Source organism: Acinetobacter sp. MYb10, assembly GCF_002980175.2.
Lineage (GTDB): Bacteria > Pseudomonadota > Gammaproteobacteria > Pseudomonadales > Moraxellaceae > Acinetobacter > Acinetobacter guillouiae.
In genome coordinates, this window is record NZ_CP058272.1 from 3,486,289 (window position 1) to 3,505,653 (window position 19,365).

Sequence of the window (19,365 nt, forward strand, 5' to 3'; positions counted from 1 at the left end):
AAAGTGATCTTTGGGTTTTTTTGATTTAAGATAATGAAAAATGTTTGGGAATGGATTGTGAATCGTATTATTCAATTGGATGTTAATTCTATTCAAAATATTCTTCCGACTTACTATTCGAGCGATCGAAAGGGGCAGATCCAAGAACTGAAACAGGCGATCTATCAATACAGAAACCAATTGTTGTCTGATATTTTTTCAGTTGAAATTAGTAACCACTCTTTTGAAAAAACAGATTTTGGTAAACCCTATTTAATTGATTATCCGAAGTTTCACGTGAATCATTCACATAGCCAGCACCATTATGCTTTGGCAAGTAGTCAACAGATCCAAGATTTGGGTGTGGATGTCGAGGACTTAGATCGAAAGGTGCGCTTTGAGGCTTTAGCAAAACATGCTTTTCATCCTCAAGAATATCAAGCTTGGCAAGCGTTAGACTTTGATCCTACTTTTTGGTTTAAGGTGTGGACCACAAAAGAGGCGATTTTAAAAGCATCAGGTTTAGGGATTCGTTTGAGTCTAAATGAGCTAAATACTGGAGTGCATGTGATGAATGATGGTGGGATCTCTACGCATCCGTTATTGGGCAGCTTTGCCTATCAAAATCTCCAGCTGAGCAGAGTCATGCTGACGGTGGCATGGCGTTCTGAATTATCCTGTAAGGGCTTTGCATTTCCACAGATTCAAATTATTCAACATGGTTGATTAAAAACGGTATAGATGTTTTCATTCTGCATAACACATAAATTGCAACAACGTTATTCCATATTAGAGTGTGGCATCTATACGTCTAAGTGCTGAAATTTTCAACCTTAAGCTACATATATTGCAAATCGGCATTGTTTAATAAAACCAGTTAAATGTAAGCTGCTTATCTTTAAATAAAAATAAATAGTACTCGATCACGAACAAACAATCTTGCTCGTCGTGTGTACTTTGTAAGCTATATTTTTTACATAAAAATTAGTTTATTTCTCCATGAAATTCTCTATACTTGATAAATTAAATGATAATTAAGTAGCGAAAATACTAATTATTGTGAATTTAAAGCGATGAAAAAGCGATAGGTTAGGATTAATTATATAGTGCGATTTAAATACTTCATCAGCTTAATTTGCATCATATTTTTTTATCCAAATTTTAGTTTTGCTTCAAGTTTAGAAAGTGATCTTGCTGCTTTTAATCTCATTACCAACTACGAGCTTTTATTCTTTGGTGGAATATTTGTCATTTTGATGCAAGCTGGTTTTGCTGTAGTTGAAGGCGGATATGAAAATACCTATAAATCAATTTCCGCATTATTGGTCAATTATGTTTCAGCAGTTTTAGGAACGCTTATTTTTGGTTTCTTCTGCGCAAAAATTCTCCTTGCAGGCGATGCCAGCTCCGAAAAATATATGAATGGCATGCTGCATGGTTGGCATTGGAATTTATTATTTTTTTATACCCTAATGGCCACCACAATCACCACTGTGGTTGGGCGAGTGATTCCAAGTAAAGTTCCCTTATTCGTCAACTGGATAACCGGTTTAATGATCGCAGGTGTGATCTTTCCTTTCTTTAGTAGCTGGACTTGGGGAAATATCTTATTCGGTAAGGGCTGGTTAAAAGAGTTAGGATTTATTGATTTCGCGGGTTCAACAGTGGTGCATTCCACCGCAGCATGGATTGTTTTGGCGGGCTACTTAACTTTAAAACCTCAAGACCGACAAGAAATCTTAAAAAAAGACTTAATCTTTGAAGATTATAAAATCTTATCTTTGGCATTGGCTGGCTTTATTCTTTGGCTGGCATGGTCAGGTCTAAATGTAGTTTATATCTCAGCACTCTATGCGGATATAGGGGTGATTGTCGTCAATGCCTTTGCTGCACTCTTTGGGGCAATGATTGCACCCTTGATTTTTTCCTTGGTACTCAACAATAAAATTATTTCATGGGTTGAAATGATTAAAGGTGCTTTGGGTGGCTTGGTGGCGATCACGGCAAGTTGTGGTTTAGTGAATTTGTCATCGGCATTGATTATTGGTTTGGTTTCAGGATTATTCACAATCTATTTACCCCGTTTATTGACCTATTGGATTGATTCTAAGCATATTCGTGAAGTTGTTGTGGTACATGGTATTTGTGGGGCATGGGGCACACTGGCTGTTTCTTTGACAGATAACCCCGTAATTAATTTAGCCAACAAGGCCAGTGTTATCGATCAAAGTATTGGGATTGCGGTAAATTTTGTGTGGAGTTTTGGCGTTGCATTCTTAGTATTTAAACTGATTTGTAAACTGCGTAATGCATACTCCATTAAGTCGTAAAAAAATTGAGTACTTAAAAGCTTTGAAAAAAGCCAAGCACTAAAAAAAGCGACATAAAGTCGCTTTTTTTATATTTAAGTTCTGTATTAAAAGTTAGGCAACACTTTCAGGTGTCGCACGCCATAAACTTTCCAGATCATAAAATTTACGTGCTGTTGGTAGCATCACATGTACGACTACAAATCCTAAATCGATAAGGATCCATTCAGCGTCTCGTTCACCTTCAACACCAATTGGGCGAAAGCCTGCTTTACGTGCTTCTTCAGCGACATTGTCAGCAAGTGCTTTAACATGGCGTGTTGATGTCCCGCTCGCGATGACAATTGCATCTGAAACGTTGCTAATAGCGCTGACATCAAGTTGAATAATATCTTTGGCTTTTACATCAAGTAGAGCTTCTTGTACGACTTTTAAACAAGTCTGTACGTCTTGATTTTGAGTGTTCATTGCAAGTTCGTGAGAATTAGAAGCGCTGGGCGATGGTTCTAAATTCATATAAGGTATATTTTCCAGAAAATATCTCATCTTCTAATATAGCGCTTTTGTCTAAAAAATACAAATTATACAATGCAACCGTTTGCCTAAGCACACACCTATTTAATAGCTATGGTTGTTGGAAAAATATTTTTCTTTCCATGCAAATGACTGATTTGAATGCGATTGTGGCTTGTATTCTGCTGCAATAAAGCCCGTATAGGCGCTTTGTTTTAACCATGAAAAAATTGCAGAATAATCAATTTGTGCGGTATCTGGTTCATGACGTCCTGGGCAGTCAGCAAATTGGATATGCCCAATCCAATCAATATTTTCTTGTAAGGCTGCCAGTACATCTTCGCCCATCATCGCCATGTGGTAACAGTCAAATTGCATTTTTAATGCAGGATGTTGTACTGCTTCTAACATTTCTTGGCCTTGTGCAATATTTTGAACCAAGAAACGCGGCATGTCTGTACCATTGATCATTTCAAATACAGGCTGAATATCACGGTTAGAGAGTAGATGGCAAGCCAGTTTTAAATTGTTTGCTAAGGTGTTTAAACAGGGGAGTAAGTCGGCATCTTGTGGTTGTTTACCTGCCAAAATATTGACGTTTGGAACATTGAGCGCTTCTGCATATTCAATTGCAAGTTCTAAGGCTTGATGAAATGCCAGTTCTTGACCAGGCACACCAGCAAGTCCGTTTCCACCTTGCATCAAGTCACCAGCGGGAACATTGATCAGGCAAAGGCTGAGGTCATATTGTTCAAGTTGCGCTTGAATCTCTTCAATGCTTAATTCATACGGAAATTGAATTTCAACATTGTGGAAGCCATGAAGATGTGCCAAAGCAAAGCGTTCAATGAGCGGCACTTCAGTAAAAATCAAAGATAGGTTTACTGCGAGTTTAGTCATAAGAACGCTCCTTGCTATATTTGGACTCTCATCTTCAATGTAGTAGGCAATAGATTATTTTTCAACTTATTTATGTGTAGTTCCGTGTATTTTAACCCGATTTATTTTCCACTTGATGAATGACTGTGGCTAAATCAGACTCAGCAAATCCGTTGTTTTGATGGCTTTGTAATTGCCCCAGTGCACGTTGAGCCACAGGGATTTTTAAATCAAATTGTTGTGCAAGTTGAATGGCATTATTTAAGTCTTTAGAAAGCGTTTGTACCTTCCATTGTACTGGCTCAAAAGTATGTGTTGCCATGCGTGGGGCTAAAATTTGGAAAGGTTTTGAGTCGGCAAAACCACCAGCCAAAGCTGGTGCCAATAGGGCTGTATCTACACCTGCTTTACTGGCAAGCGCAACAGCTTCCGCGATCAAGGTGCTATTGGCAGCAACGATAAGTTGGTTACAGATTTTAGTGGCTTGTCCAGTACCTGTTTCACCCATACGTGTGACACGCTGTGACAGGATATTGTAAACGAGGCTCAGTGCTTGGATCACCTCAGCATTGCCCCCAGCAAAAATAACCAGCGTGCCATTTTCAGCGCCTGCTGTTCCACCTGAAACAGGTGAGTCAATCCAAATCACCTGTTTTGTTGTGGCGCTTTCGGCCAGTTGCTTGGTTTTATCCACAGATAAACTGGAGAAATCCACAATCACTTGCTTGGCTTGTAAATAGGGCTCAATGTGCTCATAGACTAGCTGTACAGCTTTATCATCAGCAAGGCAGCTGAGAATAATCGGATATTCTGCAATATTCTCAAGCTGTAATGGGTGAGCGCCTAGATCAATAAGGGCATCACAAGCAGATGCGGTTCTGTTCCAGACAGCAACATGCAAGCCTGCTTGGATTAATCGGGTTGCCATACGGCTACCCATTAATCCCATCCCTAAAAATGCAATTTTACTGTTACGATCAAAATTCATTTTATAACTCAAAAAGCTTTCAATAATAATTTTGGATTATTTATATTGGCGCGGTAAAAATTTTAATTCAGGATTTTTATCCTTTTTACGTGCAATTTGACTATTTTTACCCAAGAGTAATTTTAACTGCCAAATCTTCTCTAAACGTAAAGATTTCTGAGGTTGATGTTCCATCGCATCTAAAACACGTTTAGCAGCCATCAGCGCATCTGGCGAGCGTTGCAGCATCTCTTCGGCAATGGCTTGAGCTTTTGCCAAGGGTGAGTCGTCTACATGCGTCACCAAACCAATGTCTTTGGCATAATTGCCATCAAAAATACGTGCAGTGAGGGTAAGCTCTTTGACTAAATCAATACCAATTACGCCCTTGATTGAACGAGTTAAGCCCATGTCAGGCACAAGCCCCCAACGGCTTTCCATGATTGACATTTTAGTCTCTGGGTGTGCAATACGAATATCTGCAGCCAATGCAAGTTGCATCCCAGCACCAAAGCAGAAACCTTCAATTGCTGCAATGACAGGGACAGGCAATTCTTGCCAGATTAAAAATGCTTTTTGGAATAGGCTTTGACCGGGTTTAATCAGTTCCCAAGCAGCAAAAGCTGTATTTTTAGGGCTATTTAAGTCAGCAAGGTCAATACCTGCACTAAATACATTGGCTTCACCCGTCAGAATCACCACACGAATACTGCGGTCTTTTTTAATCTGTTGTGCGGCGCTTACCAATTCACGGAGTAAAGCAAAACTCATGGCATTGCGTTTATCTGGACGATTTAATGAAACTGTTGCGATACCATTGTTTTTTTCTATATGTAGTAGTGCCATGATCTTGACTCATTTTTTCCTTGGTCATCAGCATAGCATGTGAATTGAATAGTTACATGACAGTAGAGTCACCGAAACTGTGTTGATGTGCCAATTGCGTGGTAAAGCCAAAACAGGATTGCAATAGTGACTTGTATCATTTTATTGGATCTTTAATAAGATGATTGCAATAAAAAGATTGTTCTAATTCATGCTGTTTTAAAGAAACAATAAAAACCATACGCAGGATAAAACCCAGAGTCAATTTGGGTTGTATCCTGACGATTTAAAACAGCTTAAAGCGCGATAAGAAAAGCATTTATAGCGCTGAATCGGATAGAACTGCGCTGTATTTATGAGGCGGGTAAAATCTGCTGTGCCGCGGTTTCAACTTCATGAATCGCCAATTGAAGCTCATCAAAGCGTTTCATCACGTCTTGGATAAAGGCTTCATCTGCTTTACGGCGCTCTTTGCGTAGCATAGAAATAAATTGTTCAAAATCACCCGTAATGCGTTGCAATTTTGGTGTGCCGACATAACGGGTAGCGCCATATAAGCGATGTAAGACATGTTCTAATTGCGGGAAGTCCTCAAGCTCAATGAGTTGCTCAATTTCAGCCAACTCCGTTGGGAAGCTGTCGACTAGCATTTTTAACAAATCTTGTGCGAGATCTTCTTTATTGGCCGCTAAAGCAAGGCTTTGTTTCCAATCTAGAATATAAGAGTCCAGCGCTTCGATATATACTGTATTTTCGATAGGCTGTTGATGTTGAATAAATTTATCGCTTGTCCAATTGGTGAGAATTTGAATAATTTGTTCAATCTGGATCGGCTTGGTTACATAGTCATCCATACCCACTTTGAGTAGTTTTTGTTTTTCATCAGCCAATGCGTGAGCTGTCAATGCAATAATCGGCATTCGCATACCATCTAAGGTAGATTCCAGCGAGCGAATTGCCCGTGTGGTATCAATCCCAGACATGACTGGCATTTGAATATCCATAAAGATAAGATCAAATGGTTTTGCACCTTGTTCAACCCCTTGCTGAATAATAGTTAAGGCTTCTTGACCACTGAGAGCTTTGGTGGTTTTTACATTTAGCTCGCCTAATAGCGCTTCTAGTACGATCAAATTCGGTAAATGATCATCTACTGCTAAAACATGTAAATCTTGCCCTTTAAAGTCTTTATGATGTTCTTGTTCAAAAACAGGCTGATTACTTAATAGTTGAATCACTGAACTACGGCTCAGTGGCTGATACAATGGACGCGCTTTATATTCAGTCAACATATTTGGATCAAGTGACATTTGATAACCATATACCGCCAAATGACCTTGATAGCGACCACGAATTTCTTTAAGTAAGGCTTCGGTATCTCCACTGTGATCAACGATCAACCAGGTGTTTTCAGTATTTTTTTCTAAGCTATTTAGTCGGCTAAACAGATCTAAAATCGATTGTGCTTCGGTGTGCTGAACTTGATAGTCTTCTAAGTAATGACGTAATACGTTGGCGGTTGCAGGGTGTGCCAAGAAAGACACCACATTTAAGTTTTTAAATGATGGATGAACAATTTCTTCATCTTCATTTACCGTTAACATGGCGGTAAACCAGAAGGTTGAACCTTTTTCTGTGGGTGCGCGTTCTTGGTTATCTTCAAAGCCAATTTGACCATGCATTAAATGTACAAGTTGCTTGGAAATGGCTAAACCGAGTCCTGTACCACCAAATTGGCGAGTGACAGAAGCATCACCTTGAGAGAATGATTCAAATAGTCGTTTACGATCGGTACCACTTAAACCAATACCACTGTCTTGTACACTAAAGTGCAGCAAACATTGCCCGATATCATCGTGTTCCATCCGCGCACGAACAATAATTTCACCATCAGGGGTGAATTTAATCGCATTGGAAATAAGATTGGTCAGCACCTGTTTAAAGCGTAAGGCATCACCAATGACATGTTTAGGCACATTGTCTGCAAAATAGAATGCCATCTCGATATGCTTTTGCGCTGCCAATGGCGAGAGCATATCCATCACATCGAAAATTGCTTCTTCAAGATCAAAAGGTGCGGTTTCGAGTTCTAATTTACCTGCATCAATTTTCGAGAAATCGAGTACATCATTAATCAATGCCAATAAATGTGCAGAAGACTTACGGATGGTCTGTAAATATAAACTTTGATCATTGCTTAAATTGTCTTGGCGCAACATCAAATGAATAAAGCCATCAATACTATTTAATGGGGTACGTAATTCATGACTGATATTGGCAAGGAAGACCGACTTCGCCTGATTGGATGAAATCGCCTGATCACGGGCTTGTTTATAGGTAATGTTCTGGACTTCTAAGGTGTCTAATGTACGACGTAAATCATCTTCCGTTTGTTCCGTATGTTCTTTTAGTTCAAGGAAACTGAAATGTAGCCGTTTCACTACATTGGCAATATCACGCTGTAATAAGCGCAGCTCCCCAGTACTGTTGATCACCATATGTTGATCAAGTGTATCTGCATTTAAGCGTTGCAATTGCATCCGAATTTCGTACATCGGTGCAATCCAGCGTCTTGAATAGAAGTTTAGACACAATAGAAGCAACAGTAGTGTTAATAAGGCAGTCGTAATCAATACGATCATGACACGATAATGTGAAATTTCTAAAGGTTGATTATCAAGTTCAATCACCAACCACATATTTTGAGCAGATTTGCTGGGATTAAGTTTAATCCCATAAATATTGTTGTACTTATTTTGAATCGGTCCAAAGAAGGTGCCTGATTTTGGAATTTTTGGCCAAGCACGTTGATTTTGGTAGCCTACACTTAAATGATTGACATTATTTTCATCTAAAATCGCTGCGCTCAGTAAATGCTTTTCGTTAAACATTTTTTGTAAAATGCTTTCAGCTTTGGCGTGTTGAATTGGATCCTGTTCCATGACTGCAGTGAGTTGCTCAGCAGTATATTGGTAACGGCTCAATATCGCGATGGCTTGGAAGCGCTGTTTGGACTTGGCAGCAGCTGATGTTTCAGAAAGAACCAGTGCTGTTCCAACACATGCCAAAATCATAATTGGCACGAAAATTAACGCAATAAGTTGACCATAAGCGTGATTGAGTTTTAAGCGTTTAAAGAGTTTTTTATTGAAATTCGACATTGTTCCAGCAACTCATTGCCCATGGCAAAGATATTAACATGCTTTAATCATCCTGCATGACAATATGACTAAAAATCTTGTGAATTGAAAATGAGTTATGCTGTTTTATAGATAACTTTATCATTTCTAATTCTAAGTAAAGTTTATTTTTTTATATGTATTTAATTTTATTCAATAAAGAAAATCATGCTCCTACTTGGGTGTGTTGATATATATGAATTTAGTTTGATCATTCCAAGCAAAATGAAGCGGAAAGATGTGCAGTATGTTTCTTTTTTTCATACAATATGCCCACCTCGATATAGGTGCAACCGATGAGTCACACACAACCTGATTTCTTAGCCGACGAATTTTTGTTAGATCACTATGTAGGAAAAACTCCTTTGGTGCGTTTACAACGTTTGGCAAGTCATACTCAAGCAACAGTATTGGCAAAGCTAGAAGGCAATAATCCTGCTGGTTCTGTCAAAGATCGTCCTGCATATAACATGATCATGAAAGCTGAACAGCGTGGTCAAATTAAGCCAGGTGATACGTTGATTGAGGCGACGAGTGGAAATACTGGGATTGCGTTGGCAATGGTCGCCGCAATGCGTGGTTATAAAATGAAATTGATCATGCCAGGGAACTCTAGCCAAGAGCGTAAAGATGCGATGCGTGCCTATGGGGCTGAATTGATCGAAGCAACTAATATGGAGGTTGCGCGTGATATGGCTTTGCAAATGCAAAGTGAAGGCCAAGGTTTAGTATTAAATCAGTTTGGCAACCCAGACAATGTGGAAGCACACTACCTGACCACAGGCCCTGAAATTTGGCAACAAACCGCAGGGAAAATCACCCATTTCGTGAGCTCTATGGGCACAACGGGCACGATCATGGGGATCTCTAAATATTTAAAAGAACAAAATCCAGATATTCAAATTATCGGATTACAACCTTCAGAAGGTTCAAATATTGCGGGGATTCGTCGTTGGCCACAAGAATACTTACCGACTATTTTTGATCCAAGCCGTGTCGATCAGATCATGGATATTCCGCAAATTGAAGCGGAAAAAACCGCACGCCGTTTAGCACGTCAAGAAGGCATTAGTGCTGGGACTTCTTCAGGTGGTGCTGTATGGGCATCGGTTAAAATTGCTGAAGAAAATCCAGACGCAGTGATTGTCTGTATTGTCTGTGACAGAGGTGATCGTTATCTTTCTACAGGTTTGTTCTCTGTTGAGGATGAAGAATAGTTGCTTCGAAGTCATAAATTGCTTCATGATGGCAAACTTGAGTATTGAGTAAAGCTTTTATGCGTCTTCCAGTTTTAGTTTTTGATATCGAAACCCTGACCGATCTTAAGTCTGGGGCGCATTTATATGGCTTGGATTTACCACAGGACGATTTAGAACAGGCGTTGGCAAAACTACGCCGTCAAGAATCGGGGATGGATTTTCAGCGCTTGGCTTTACATGAAATTGTTTGTATTTCGGGATTGTGGATTGATGAAAATGGTGTGATGAAACTGTTTTCATTTAGTCGAGAGCACTATACTGAAACTGAAATTTTACAAAAATTTTTATCTATCTTTGATAAAAGACATCCAACACTCGTGAGCTGGAATGGCTCACAGTTTGATTTGCCTGTGATTTTATTCCGCGCCATGTATCATGGACTATCTGCGCCAAGTTTGTTCGATCAAGGTGAGATTGACACACAAAAAAGGTATAATAACTATCAGAACAGATACCACAACCGTCATGTTGACTTAATGGATGTCATGGCGATGTTTAATGGACGTCATTTCCAGAAATTGGATGATGTTGCACATTTATTGGGTTATCCCGGTAAACGTGGTATTTCAGGTTATTTTGTTCCCGAATATGTGAATACACAGCAATGGTTGAAACTCACCAGCTATTGCGAAGGTGATGTTTTAAATACATGGTTGATTTTCTTAAGATGGGCTTTGCTTAAAGGTCAGATTTCTTTACAAGATCACCGTTTATGGATTCAAGCCTCGATTCATTATTTGCAAGGACAAGCTCAACAACATGAGTTTTTAAATGTTTGGCGTGAAACCTCACAGCGAACTGAATTTACTCAAGCAGATTTTTCCTCCACACCCGATTAGGTATCCCTTTGAAACATAGAGCCAAACCTCGACCATCTCAGCTTCCACAATATATTTTTAAAGTTGAAAGATTGTCACACGAAGGGCGAGGGATTGCGCATTATGGTACAGAACTCAATCATCCAAGTGAAAAGCAGGGTAAAAAAGTTTTTATTCGCTATGCACTGCCTGGTGAAATCGTAAAAGCTCAAGTGACGCGTCAAGTATCCAAACTTGAAGAAGCGGACAGTATTGAATTACTCAGTGAGCCAAATCCACATCGTATTCAACCGATCTGCCCACATTTTGGTACTTGCGGTGGATGCAATATGCAACATATTCATCCAGATGAGCAAATTCGCTTAAAACAAGATGTTTTAAAGTCACATCTCAGCCACTTTGCGGGTTTAGTGCCTGAACAGTGGTTAGCGCCATTGCGTTCAACACGTACCGACTATCGACATAAAGCCCGAATAGGGGTGCGTTATTTAGCTAAACAAAATAAATTACTGATGGGTTTTCGTGAAGCACAGAGCAACCACTTAACTGCAATTGAAACCTGTAAAATTTTAGATATTGAATTAGATCAGGCTTTACCTGAAATCAAGGCATTACTCGAAAGTCTAAAAGGCAAAAGCAGCATTGGTCATATAGAATTAGCCAAAGGCGATAGCGAAATTTCATTATTGGTTCGCCATACTGAAAAATTAAAAGCCCATGATGTCAACCTATTGCAACAATATGCGTTACAGAAACAGTGGCAGTTGTATTTGCAACCTGCGGGTGTGGAAAGTGTACAACGTCTAGATGGTGCTCAGGCAGACATGCATTTGCATTACCGTTTAAAAGATTTTGATATTGAGTTTGCGTTTAATCCAACAGATTTTACCCAAGTGAATCCCACTGTAAATCCGCAGATGGTTAATCTGGCATGTGATTTGCTTGAGTTGAAAGCAGGTGAAACTGTTTTGGATTTATTTTGTGGATTGGGGAATTTTTCTCTGCCGCTCGCTAAACGTGTGGGTGCTACAGGAAAAGTCATTGCTGTTGAAGGTAGCGAAGCGATGGTGAAGCGTGGTACAGAAAATGCACTGAACAATCGCATAAGCAATGTTAAATTCTATTCACAAGATTTAACAAAAGACTTTTCGCATTATTCTTGGGCAAATCAAGGATTTGATGCATTATTGATTGACCCTCCTCGTGCGGGTGCAGAACAAGTTATGCATTATTTGCCCAAATTTGGTGCGCAAAGAATCGTTTATGTGTCGTGTAATCCCGCAACATTGGCGAGAGATGCTGGAATTTTGGTACAACATGGTTATCAGCTCACTAAAGCAGGTGTGATGGACATGTTTACGCACACAGGGCATGTAGAATCGATTGCTTTGTTTGAAAAGAAATTAGAGATAAACGATTTATAATGAAATATAGAGTTAGAGGAGTAGGGTATGGTCACAGTACGTGAGCAACTTCCTGATCAGCTCAATGAGCTATCAGAGGAAGCGACTGTAGAACATGCCGATGAAGCGCAACAGGCTCTAGCAACTTGGCTAGATCGAGTGCGTGGAATTTTAGACGGTGCTGAACTTAAGCAGTTAGAAGAAGTCGCGCAATTAGTATTACAAAAAGAATTGGCGACCACAGTAAATTCCAGAACCAATACCTTTGCAACAGGCATTGGAATGGCCGATATTCTCGCGCATTTACATGTCGATGAAGATACGCTGGCAGCAGCTGTGCTTTATCGTAGTGTGCGTGAAGATCTCACGACTTTAGAGGAAATACAGCAACAATGCGGTGAGCAGGTTTACAACCTTGTCAAAGGCACTTTGGCGATGGGTAAACTTTCTGAACTGATTGAAAAGAATAAACGTTTAGAAGATCACTTTAATAATAATCAGCGTGAACACCTGACGGGCATCTACAAGATGTTGATTTCTGTGACAGAAGATGTTCGTGTGGTATTGATTAAACTGGCTGAACGTACCTTTGCTTTACGTGAATTGGCGCATTCTTCAAAAGAGCGTCAAGAGCGTGTTGCACGAGAAATTCTCACCATCTATTCGCCTTTGGCGCATCGTTTAGGCATTGCCCAATTAAAGTGGGAGCTCGAAGATCTTGCTTTCCGTTATTTGGCACCAGAACGTTATAAAGAGATTGCTTCTTTACTCAATGAAAAGCGTCTAGAGCGTGAGCAATATATCCAGTTTGTGGTGGATAAACTCAAGAATGAGCTGGCAGGGCATGATATTGAAGCTGAGATTTCAGGTCGGGTAAAACATATTTATTCGATCTACCGCAAAATGAAGAGTAAAAATCTGAGTTTTGATCAGCTTTATGATATTCGTGCATTACGGGTTTTGGTTAAATCTGTCGCAGAGTGTTATCACGCTTTAGGCATTGTGCATCAAATTTGGCGTCATATTCCTCATCAGTTTGATGATTATATTACTAACCCCAAAGCCAATGGTTATCGCTCTTTACATACTGCGGTGATTGCAGAAAATAAATCTTTGGAAATCCAGATCCGAACCAAAGAAATGCATGAAGAAGCAGAGTTGGGCGTGTGTTCACACTTCAATTATAAAGAAGGCTCGAAAACCACTGACTATTCATTTAATCATCGTTTGCATTCTTTACGTGCAGTGCTTGAGCATTATCAAGAACGTACCGAAACCAGTGCACATCCCAATGAAGATGAAACCGAAGATTTTGAACAAATTCAAGACTTTGAAGGTTTTGAAAAAATCTATGTGTTTAGTCGTGATGGGGATATTAAAGAATTACCACGCGGATCGACGGTGCTTGATTTTGCTTATCATGTGCATACCGAGGTCGGCAATAAGTGCTATGCATCACGGGTCAACCAACGCTATGTGCCGTTAACCTATACCTTAAAAACAGGCGAACAGGTTGAGATTTTAACCAAGAAAGATCGAGAACCCAATCGTGATTGGTTGGTTAACTCTTTGGGTTATATTAAAACAGCACGTGCGCGTGACAAGTTGCGCCACTGGTTTAGACAACAAGATCGCAGTAAAAATTTGGAAGTTGGGCGTGAGTTGCTCAATAAAGAACTTTCACGTTTAGCGATTCACCCGAAAAGTATTGATTTAAGTGATTATTGTAATCATTTCAATGTGAAAACTGGGGATGACATCTTGGTGTCATTGGTGAGTGGGGAAATTAGCCTGCATGCCTTGATCAATCAAGTCAATCGCCACATGCACTTAGATCAGGATGAACCAGAGCTGGTTTTAAAACCAACATTAAATCCACGCGCAAGTCATACCTTGTCGGCGCATGGAATTTTAATTGATGGTTTGGACAATGTTGAATTACATATTGCACAATGTTGTCAGCCTGTTCATGGTGAATCGATTGCTGGGTATATCACATTGAATCGTGGTGTCAGTATTCACAAGGTTGCATGCCCAGATTATATGCGCATGATCAAGTTAGAACCTGATCGTGCGGTTGAAGCAGATTGGGAAATGCAACCGACACGTGGGCAAAGTGTGCAAATTGTGGTGGAAGCGTATGATCGCCGTGGTTTGTTAAAAGATTTGACCCAAGTGATTTTTTCAGATCAGATCAATATCCGTCAGGTGAATACGATTTCTGAAGCAGATGGTATTGCCAATATGAAATTGTTGATTGAAGTGAAAGGCTTGGCACAATTGTCTCGCCTCTTGGCGAGATTGGAACAACAGCCTGGCATTATCAGTGCTCGACGCTTGGTTCAAGGCAATTAGTTCGCTGTTCTGACCTCATTTATTTCAAAAAAACCTGCACAATGCAGGTTTTTTTGATTTGAAATCACCCGATAAAAATTACACGCTACATTTTTTTGAGTTTTGGTAAATGGCGATATTTTCTATGTTGGCTTGAGCATCAGTCATAAGTTGAGTATCGACTTGACCAGGATCTGACTCAGTCGAGACCTTATTGGCAAAGCCTCCAGCTTTGGATGCTGTATCAGAGCCCCCACCAAAAGCATTTAAAGCACTACTTGCAAGACCCGCCCATTTACTAATGGTTTTGCCCGTTGCCTTAGTTTCAGAAGAGGAGAGCACGCGGCTTGCATTGGCTTTTTCAACAGCAAGCGCGGCACAATCCATACTTTTTAGTTCAGTAGTGCTCAGTGGGGCAGCAGTTAGGATTGTACTTGATGCAAGTATGGTTATTGTTAGGAGTGTTTTTTTCATTGTTTATTCCATTTGCACATTGGAAACAAAACTATAAATTAAAATAACAAAAACAAAAATTACAAAGCTGTCAGGAAGCGAAATAGGCGCTTTCCATAAGGCGGCATTACAATCAAAATCTAAAATATTTTTATATCAATATAAATGGGCTAAGCTTAAACGCCATAATTGTTTTATGACCTATAGGCGAGCAAAAATTATTTTTTGGTGAGCAGTAAATTGGCTAAACGATTGACAAACTGGGGGCTGATTGCAGACAGTTGGAACATAATTTTGGTTTTCAATCCCACAGGCGTATGCGTAGCCGTTAAGATGCTTCCTTTGGCTTTGACTAAGGCAAACACTTGCTCCGCAACATCTTGGGGCGTGAGACTGACCCCAATATTTTGAATCGCACCTGCATCCATGTCTGTCACCATCGCTGTTTGGACAAAAAGCGGCATCACATCCAGTACGCGAATACCATATTTTTGCCATTCGATATCTAATCCTTCTGTAATACCGCGTACGGCAAATTTACTGGCAGAATAGGAGACTAAATCTGCTTGTCCATAAATGGCTGATGCTGAGGAAAGATTGATGATACGCGCAAATTTTGCTTGTTTCAGATAGGGAAGAGCGGCATGACAGCCATTTAAAACGCCATTGACATTGATATTGATTGTACGATGATGGGCACTAATCTCAGTTTTTTCAAAATCTCCAGAATACAGAATCCCAGCATTATTGACTAAAATGTTGAGACCATTTGCCCATTGAGAAAATTCTTTAAGCGCGGTTTGCCATTGCGCATAATCGCTCACATCTAATTTGCCCGCTTTGGCATTGTCACCCAATTGATCTGCTAAAATTTGAGCCTGCGCTTCATTGATATCATAAATACCAACTTGATAACCTTGTTGATAGAATAGACGTGCAATCGCAGCCCCAATCCCTTGCGCAGCACCACTAATGAATATGCTTTGACTCATTGCAGCATCCTTTTTAGTTTATTTTGATTGCAAAGAGTTGAACATAAAATATGCATAACAACAAGTGTTGTGCAGTCATTTGTTATTGATCTTAAAGGACATAAAATGCAACAGCTATTCGCCATCATGAAACAATTACGTGCAGAATGCCCTTGGGATCGTGAACAGACACCTGAAAGTTTAACGCGCTATGCGATTGAAGAAGCATATGAAGTGGAAGAAGCAGTACGTTCTGGTGATATAGATGAAATTAAAAATGAATTAGGTGATTTATTGCTACAAGTGGTTTTTCAATCACAGATGTACAGTGAGCAGGGGGCTTTTGATTTTAACGATGTTGTCGATGTACTTTGTCAAAAATTGATCCGACGCCATCCACATGTTTTCCAAAAACAACAATTTGATAATTTAACCCCTGAACAAGTGTCGGTGTTGTGGCAGGAAATTAAACAACAAGAAAAACAGGGCAAAACTCAATCTCGATTAGATGCGGTAAAACATGGTCCCGCTTTATCTCAGGCAGAAAACATTCAAAAAAATGTCGCAAAAGTAGGCTTTGATTTTCCTGATGTGGCGCAGGCCTACGATAAAGTCAAAGAAGAATTGGCAGAGTTTGAAGAGGCGCTGCAATCGGAAAAACCTGATGAAATTATGGAAGAATTTGGTGATTGTTTATTTTCTTTAATCAATGTAGGGCGTAAACTAGGCATTTCAAGTGAGATGGCGCTGTTAGGAACCATTTATAAATTTAAATCTCGCTTTGCTTATATTGAAGATCAAATCAATTTTAAAAATAAAAGATTAGAAGATGCGTCTTTAGAAGAAATGGATCTCCTTTGGGATCAGGCAAAGCAACAATTAAAATCAAAGGTTAGCAATGAGTAATCAGTATTTTTATTTTAATCGTGTAGTAAAACTAATTAAATTGTTTTTCTTATTGGTGCTTTTGAGTTGCTCCTTGAGCTTGTATGCACAACAGTTTGATCAAGCTTATCTCAACTGGAAAGCACAACAACAGGCCCATGATGCACAATTAAAAAAAGTCGATGATCAATACTATCTTTCGCGACCGAATAGCAAAACATCACCATCGAATAGCAATCACAAAGGCCCATCATCACCTACTCAATCTTTAAACAGCTCAGCTTCAAAAGTCAGTTTAAACTCTGCAAGTGTCGAGCAATTACAACAGCTCACGGGTGTGGGAGCAAAGAAAGCACAGGCGATTATTGCTTATCGCAATCAGAATGGCGGATTTAAAAGTATTGATGACTTAAAAAAGTGAAGGGGATTGGCGAGAAACTTTTCGAGCAGAATAGGGCACGACTGAGTTTATGATGGGTTTAAGAGCCTGTAGATCGACGAATTATCAATAGTCCATAAATTCAAGTGAAGTTTGCGAGAATCAAATTGCCCTTTAGCTGTGTAAGCGATATCATTAGCACAATTATGATTTTTACGTCCTGACGTAGGAGACAGTGTCTTTTGCAAACTTTGCGTGCGTCAAAGTGTGGGTTATCCACCGCTCAATTACCTTCCTCCATTTTAGATGTTATTGATTCTTTAACTAAAGCTGGCTATGAAGCTTATATAGTCGGTGGTGGTGTACGTGATTTAATGCTTGGCTTAAATCCGAAAGACTACGATGCTGTGACCAATGCAACACCTTCACAGGTGAAAGAGGTATTTGGTCGTCGTTGCCGAATTATTGGGCGACGTTTTGAATTGGCACATGTGTATTCAGGTCGTGAATTGATTGAGGTGGCGACATTCCGTGCCCCACCGAAAAAAGCCATTACCTCTGCACAAGGGATGATTTTACGTGACAACAATTGGGGAACAATAGAGCAAGATTTTGCTCGACGTGATTTTTCGATTAATGCCATGTATTACCAACCTCGAAAAGGGGAAGTGCTCGATTTTTGTAATGCTATTGATGATATAAAAACCAAAACTTTAAGACTATTGGGTGATCCAGCACTTCGTTTTGAAGAAGATCCAGTACGGATGTTGCGTACATTACGTTTTGCTGCGAAGTTAAATTTTAGTATAGATCCTAAAATATTAGACGTTTTTACCCAAGAAATGACACAATTGCTGCGTGATGTTTCTCCGCATCGTTTATATGATGAGTCGCAAAAATTATTCACCATGGGGCATTTGCATCGTGTGATGCCGATGTTGATTGAATTTGGTATTTGGAAGCAATTATTTGCTGATATTAGCCCTGAGATTACCCAATTTATAGAGCGCGCAGCGAAAAATACCGATCAACGGATTCAAATGGGTAAAACCATTAATCCTGCATTTTTCTATGCGGTATTGCTTTGGAATAATTTCTTAGCGCGTTGTGATTTCTACCATGCTAAAGGTGTAGTTGCTGCAGAAGCACGAGCTCAAGCAGGCTTAGATGTGTTAAAACGTCAAGCGACACGAACCATTATTCCTCGTTTTGCCGAAACCTTTATTCGTGAAGTCTGGGAAATGCAAAGTCGTTTGCTCAACCCGAAACCACAACAGATTGAAGCGCTTTCGGGTCATGCACGTTTCCGTGCAGGATTTGATTTCTTGCTGTTGAGAGAGAAGTCAGGTGATGCTTCTACCAATGGCATGGGTGCATGGTGGGAAGCTTACCAAGACATGTCGACTGATGAGAAAGAACGTGCAATTGGCAGTTATAATCGTCAGCGTGCCAAAAGTCGTAAGAAACTTGCTGAAGTTGCCCCTGTTGAAGATGTAAAAGCAACAGCTTCCACGCAAATTGAACCATTGGTGAAAGAACAAGAATCTCGTAGCCGTCGTTCACGGGCTAAACCAAACTCAACATCATCTCAAGATTTTAGAAGTAGAAGTGATGCTCGAACGGCAGTAAACAAAGGCGAGATTACAGCGGATCATCCAATCACCAAGCGTAGACGCGTACAACGTGATTTAAGCAGTGTGATTTTTGGACCGACCCAATCATGATTAAAACCTATATTGGTTTAGGCAGTAATTTAGGTGATTCTGAGCAAATTCTACGGGAAGCTGTAGAAAAACTCAGAAACTTAGGTGTTGTTACTGTTTCAAAGCTGTATCAAAGCCCACCGATGGGGCCTCAAGATCAGCCAAATTATCACAATGCAGTTGCAGAATTACACACTGATTTAGCGCCTTTGGCCTTGCTGGATGAGTTGCAAGGTATTGAAAATGAATCGGGTCGAGTACGGTTACGCCGTTGGGGTGAGCGTACTTTAGATTTAGATCTTTTGCTTTATGCTGAAAAAAACATTATAAATGAGCGGCTCACAGTACCTCATATTGGTATTTTAGAGCGTGATTTTGTGGTGATTCCATTGTTGGATCTCGATCCTGAGCTTCAAGTCAATGGACAATCATTGCAAAAGTTAGATTTCGTGCAACATTCAACCCTAAGTGTTTTAGCAGATCAGTCATGGGCTGATTAAAGGATTGAA

At 39.9% G+C, this 19,365-nt stretch carries 16 protein-coding genes and 1 pseudogene; 10 read left to right on the forward strand and 7 right to left on the reverse strand.

Going from position 1 to position 19,365, the window contains the following annotated elements; translation table 11 throughout:
* Nucleotides 1-33: 33 nt before the first annotated feature.
* The gene (locus tag CQZ96_RS16325; RefSeq protein WP_105714391.1) at nt 34-705 is read left to right on the forward strand and encodes a 4'-phosphopantetheinyl transferase family protein; all 672 of its coding nucleotides are present in this window, start codon (nt 34-36) and stop codon (nt 703-705) included.
* 380 nt (nt 706-1,085) lie between these two features.
* Nucleotides 1,086-2,309, forward strand: a complete 1,224-nt coding sequence (locus CQZ96_RS16330) for an ammonium transporter (RefSeq protein WP_105714390.1) — start codon at nt 1,086-1,088, stop codon at nt 2,307-2,309.
* 93 nt (nt 2,310-2,402) lie between these two features.
* On the opposite strand, the gene rsfS is transcribed toward CQZ96_RS16330, so the two are convergent.
* From rsfS to CQZ96_RS16355, 5 genes are all read right to left on the reverse strand, one after another.
* Nucleotides 2,403-2,804 (reverse strand): ribosome silencing factor, encoded by a 402-nt coding sequence (gene rsfS, locus CQZ96_RS16335; protein WP_016539395.1) that lies wholly within the window; start codon nt 2,802-2,804, stop codon nt 2,403-2,405.
* A gap of 102 nt (nt 2,805-2,906) precedes the next feature.
* Nucleotides 2,907-3,701 (reverse strand): hydroxypyruvate isomerase family protein, encoded by a 795-nt coding sequence (locus tag CQZ96_RS16340; protein ID WP_004725901.1) that lies wholly within the window; start codon nt 3,699-3,701, stop codon nt 2,907-2,909.
* A gap of 91 nt (nt 3,702-3,792) precedes the next feature.
* Entirely contained in the window at nt 3,793-4,668 is an 876-nt protein-coding gene (locus CQZ96_RS16345; RefSeq protein ID WP_105714389.1) for an NAD(P)-dependent oxidoreductase, read from the reverse strand.
* Nucleotides 4,669-4,704: 36 nt separating this feature from the next.
* The gene (locus CQZ96_RS16350) at nt 4,705-5,493 is read right to left on the reverse strand and encodes a crotonase/enoyl-CoA hydratase family protein (RefSeq protein WP_105714388.1); all 789 of its coding nucleotides are present in this window, start codon (nt 5,491-5,493) and stop codon (nt 4,705-4,707) included.
* A 332-nt stretch (nt 5,494-5,825) separates the two neighbouring features.
* Nucleotides 5,826-8,633, reverse strand: a complete 2,808-nt coding sequence (locus tag CQZ96_RS16355; protein ID WP_105714387.1) for an ATP-binding protein — start codon at nt 8,631-8,633, stop codon at nt 5,826-5,828.
* Between the two features lie 314 nt (nt 8,634-8,947).
* Here CQZ96_RS16355 and cysM point away from each other — a divergent pair, with 314 nt between their 5' ends.
* The 4 genes from cysM to CQZ96_RS16375 are packed head-to-tail and all read left to right on the forward strand — an operon-like array spanning nt 8,948 to nt 14,486.
* Nucleotides 8,948-9,868: a cysteine synthase CysM gene (gene cysM, locus CQZ96_RS16360; RefSeq protein WP_004725909.1), complete on the forward strand. Its 921-nt coding sequence runs from the start codon at nt 8,948-8,950 to the stop codon at nt 9,866-9,868.
* Nucleotides 9,869-9,927: 59 nt separating this feature from the next.
* Nucleotides 9,928-10,749 carry a 3'-5' exonuclease gene (locus CQZ96_RS16365; RefSeq protein WP_004817004.1) on the forward strand — a complete coding sequence of 274 codons (822 nt, stop codon included), beginning with the start codon at nt 9,928-9,930 and terminating at the stop codon, nt 10,747-10,749.
* Between the two features lie 8 nt (nt 10,750-10,757).
* Nucleotides 10,758-12,152 (forward strand): 23S rRNA (uracil(1939)-C(5))-methyltransferase RlmD, encoded by a 1,395-nt coding sequence (rlmD, locus tag CQZ96_RS16370; protein WP_105714386.1) that lies wholly within the window; start codon nt 10,758-10,760, stop codon nt 12,150-12,152.
* 27 nt (nt 12,153-12,179) lie between these two features.
* Nucleotides 12,180-14,486, forward strand: coding sequence for a RelA/SpoT family protein (locus CQZ96_RS16375; protein WP_004725915.1), 2,307 nt, complete (start codon nt 12,180-12,182; stop codon nt 14,484-14,486).
* A gap of 78 nt (nt 14,487-14,564) precedes the next feature.
* On the opposite strand, the gene CQZ96_RS16380 is transcribed toward CQZ96_RS16375, so the two are convergent.
* Nucleotides 14,565-14,939 (reverse strand): hypothetical protein, encoded by a 375-nt coding sequence (locus tag CQZ96_RS16380; RefSeq protein WP_096735165.1) that lies wholly within the window; start codon nt 14,937-14,939, stop codon nt 14,565-14,567.
* Nucleotides 14,940-15,136: 197 nt separating this feature from the next.
* Nucleotides 15,137-15,910, reverse strand: coding sequence for an SDR family oxidoreductase (locus CQZ96_RS16385; RefSeq protein ID WP_105714385.1), 774 nt, complete (start codon nt 15,908-15,910; stop codon nt 15,137-15,139).
* A gap of 105 nt (nt 15,911-16,015) precedes the next feature.
* Between CQZ96_RS16385 and mazG the strand changes: the two genes are divergently transcribed.
* From mazG to folK, 4 genes and pseudogenes are all read left to right on the forward strand, one after another.
* Complete coding sequence (mazG, locus tag CQZ96_RS16390; RefSeq protein ID WP_004725919.1) at nt 16,016-16,795, forward strand: nucleoside triphosphate pyrophosphohydrolase; 780 nt, start codon at nt 16,016-16,018, stop codon at nt 16,793-16,795.
* Nucleotides 16,788-17,248 (forward strand): annotated as a pseudogene (locus CQZ96_RS16395) (ComEA family DNA-binding protein). The gene mazG and the pseudogene CQZ96_RS16395 overlap by 8 nt, the downstream one beginning before the upstream one ends.
* Before the next feature lie 147 nt (nt 17,249-17,395).
* Nucleotides 17,396-18,877 carry a polynucleotide adenylyltransferase PcnB gene (gene pcnB / locus CQZ96_RS16400; RefSeq protein WP_056512336.1) on the forward strand — a complete coding sequence of 494 codons (1,482 nt, stop codon included), beginning with the start codon at nt 17,396-17,398 and terminating at the stop codon, nt 18,875-18,877.
* Complete coding sequence (gene folK / locus CQZ96_RS16405; protein WP_105714384.1) at nt 18,871-19,356, forward strand: 2-amino-4-hydroxy-6-hydroxymethyldihydropteridine diphosphokinase; 486 nt, start codon at nt 18,871-18,873, stop codon at nt 19,354-19,356. Before pcnB ends, folK begins: the two co-directional genes overlap by 7 nt.
* Nucleotides 19,357-19,365 lie beyond the last annotated feature (9 nt).

Bases quoted from the DNA above. Each gene is read 5' to 3' on its own strand.
- CQZ96_RS16345 (WP_105714389.1), bottom strand. From the start codon at position 4,668: ATGAATTTTGATCGTAACAGTAAAATTGCATTTTTAGGGATGGGATTA.
- CQZ96_RS16375 (WP_004725915.1), top strand. From the start codon at position 12,180: ATGGTCACAGTACGTGAGCAACTTCCTGATCAGCTCAATGAGCTATCA.
- CQZ96_RS16365 (WP_004817004.1), top strand. From the start codon at position 9,928: ATGCGTCTTCCAGTTTTAGTTTTTGATATCGAAACCCTGACCGATCTT.
- mazG (WP_004725919.1), top strand. From the start codon at position 16,016: ATGCAACAGCTATTCGCCATCATGAAACAATTACGTGCAGAATGCCCT.
- CQZ96_RS16340 (WP_004725901.1), bottom strand. From the start codon at position 3,701: ATGACTAAACTCGCAGTAAACCTATCTTTGATTTTTACTGAAGTGCCG.
- CQZ96_RS16355 (WP_105714387.1), bottom strand. From the start codon at position 8,633: ATGTCGAATTTCAATAAAAAACTCTTTAAACGCTTAAAACTCAATCAC.
- CQZ96_RS16325 (WP_105714391.1), top strand. From the start codon at position 34: ATGAAAAATGTTTGGGAATGGATTGTGAATCGTATTATTCAATTGGAT.
- CQZ96_RS16385 (WP_105714385.1), bottom strand. From the start codon at position 15,910: ATGAGTCAAAGCATATTCATTAGTGGTGCTGCGCAAGGGATTGGGGCT.
- CQZ96_RS16380 (WP_096735165.1), bottom strand. From the start codon at position 14,939: ATGAAAAAAACACTCCTAACAATAACCATACTTGCATCAAGTACAATC.
- cysM (WP_004725909.1), top strand. From the start codon at position 8,948: ATGAGTCACACACAACCTGATTTCTTAGCCGACGAATTTTTGTTAGAT.
- rsfS (WP_016539395.1), bottom strand. From the start codon at position 2,804: ATGAATTTAGAACCATCGCCCAGCGCTTCTAATTCTCACGAACTTGCA.
- CQZ96_RS16350 (WP_105714388.1), bottom strand. From the start codon at position 5,493: ATGGCACTACTACATATAGAAAAAAACAATGGTATCGCAACAGTTTCA.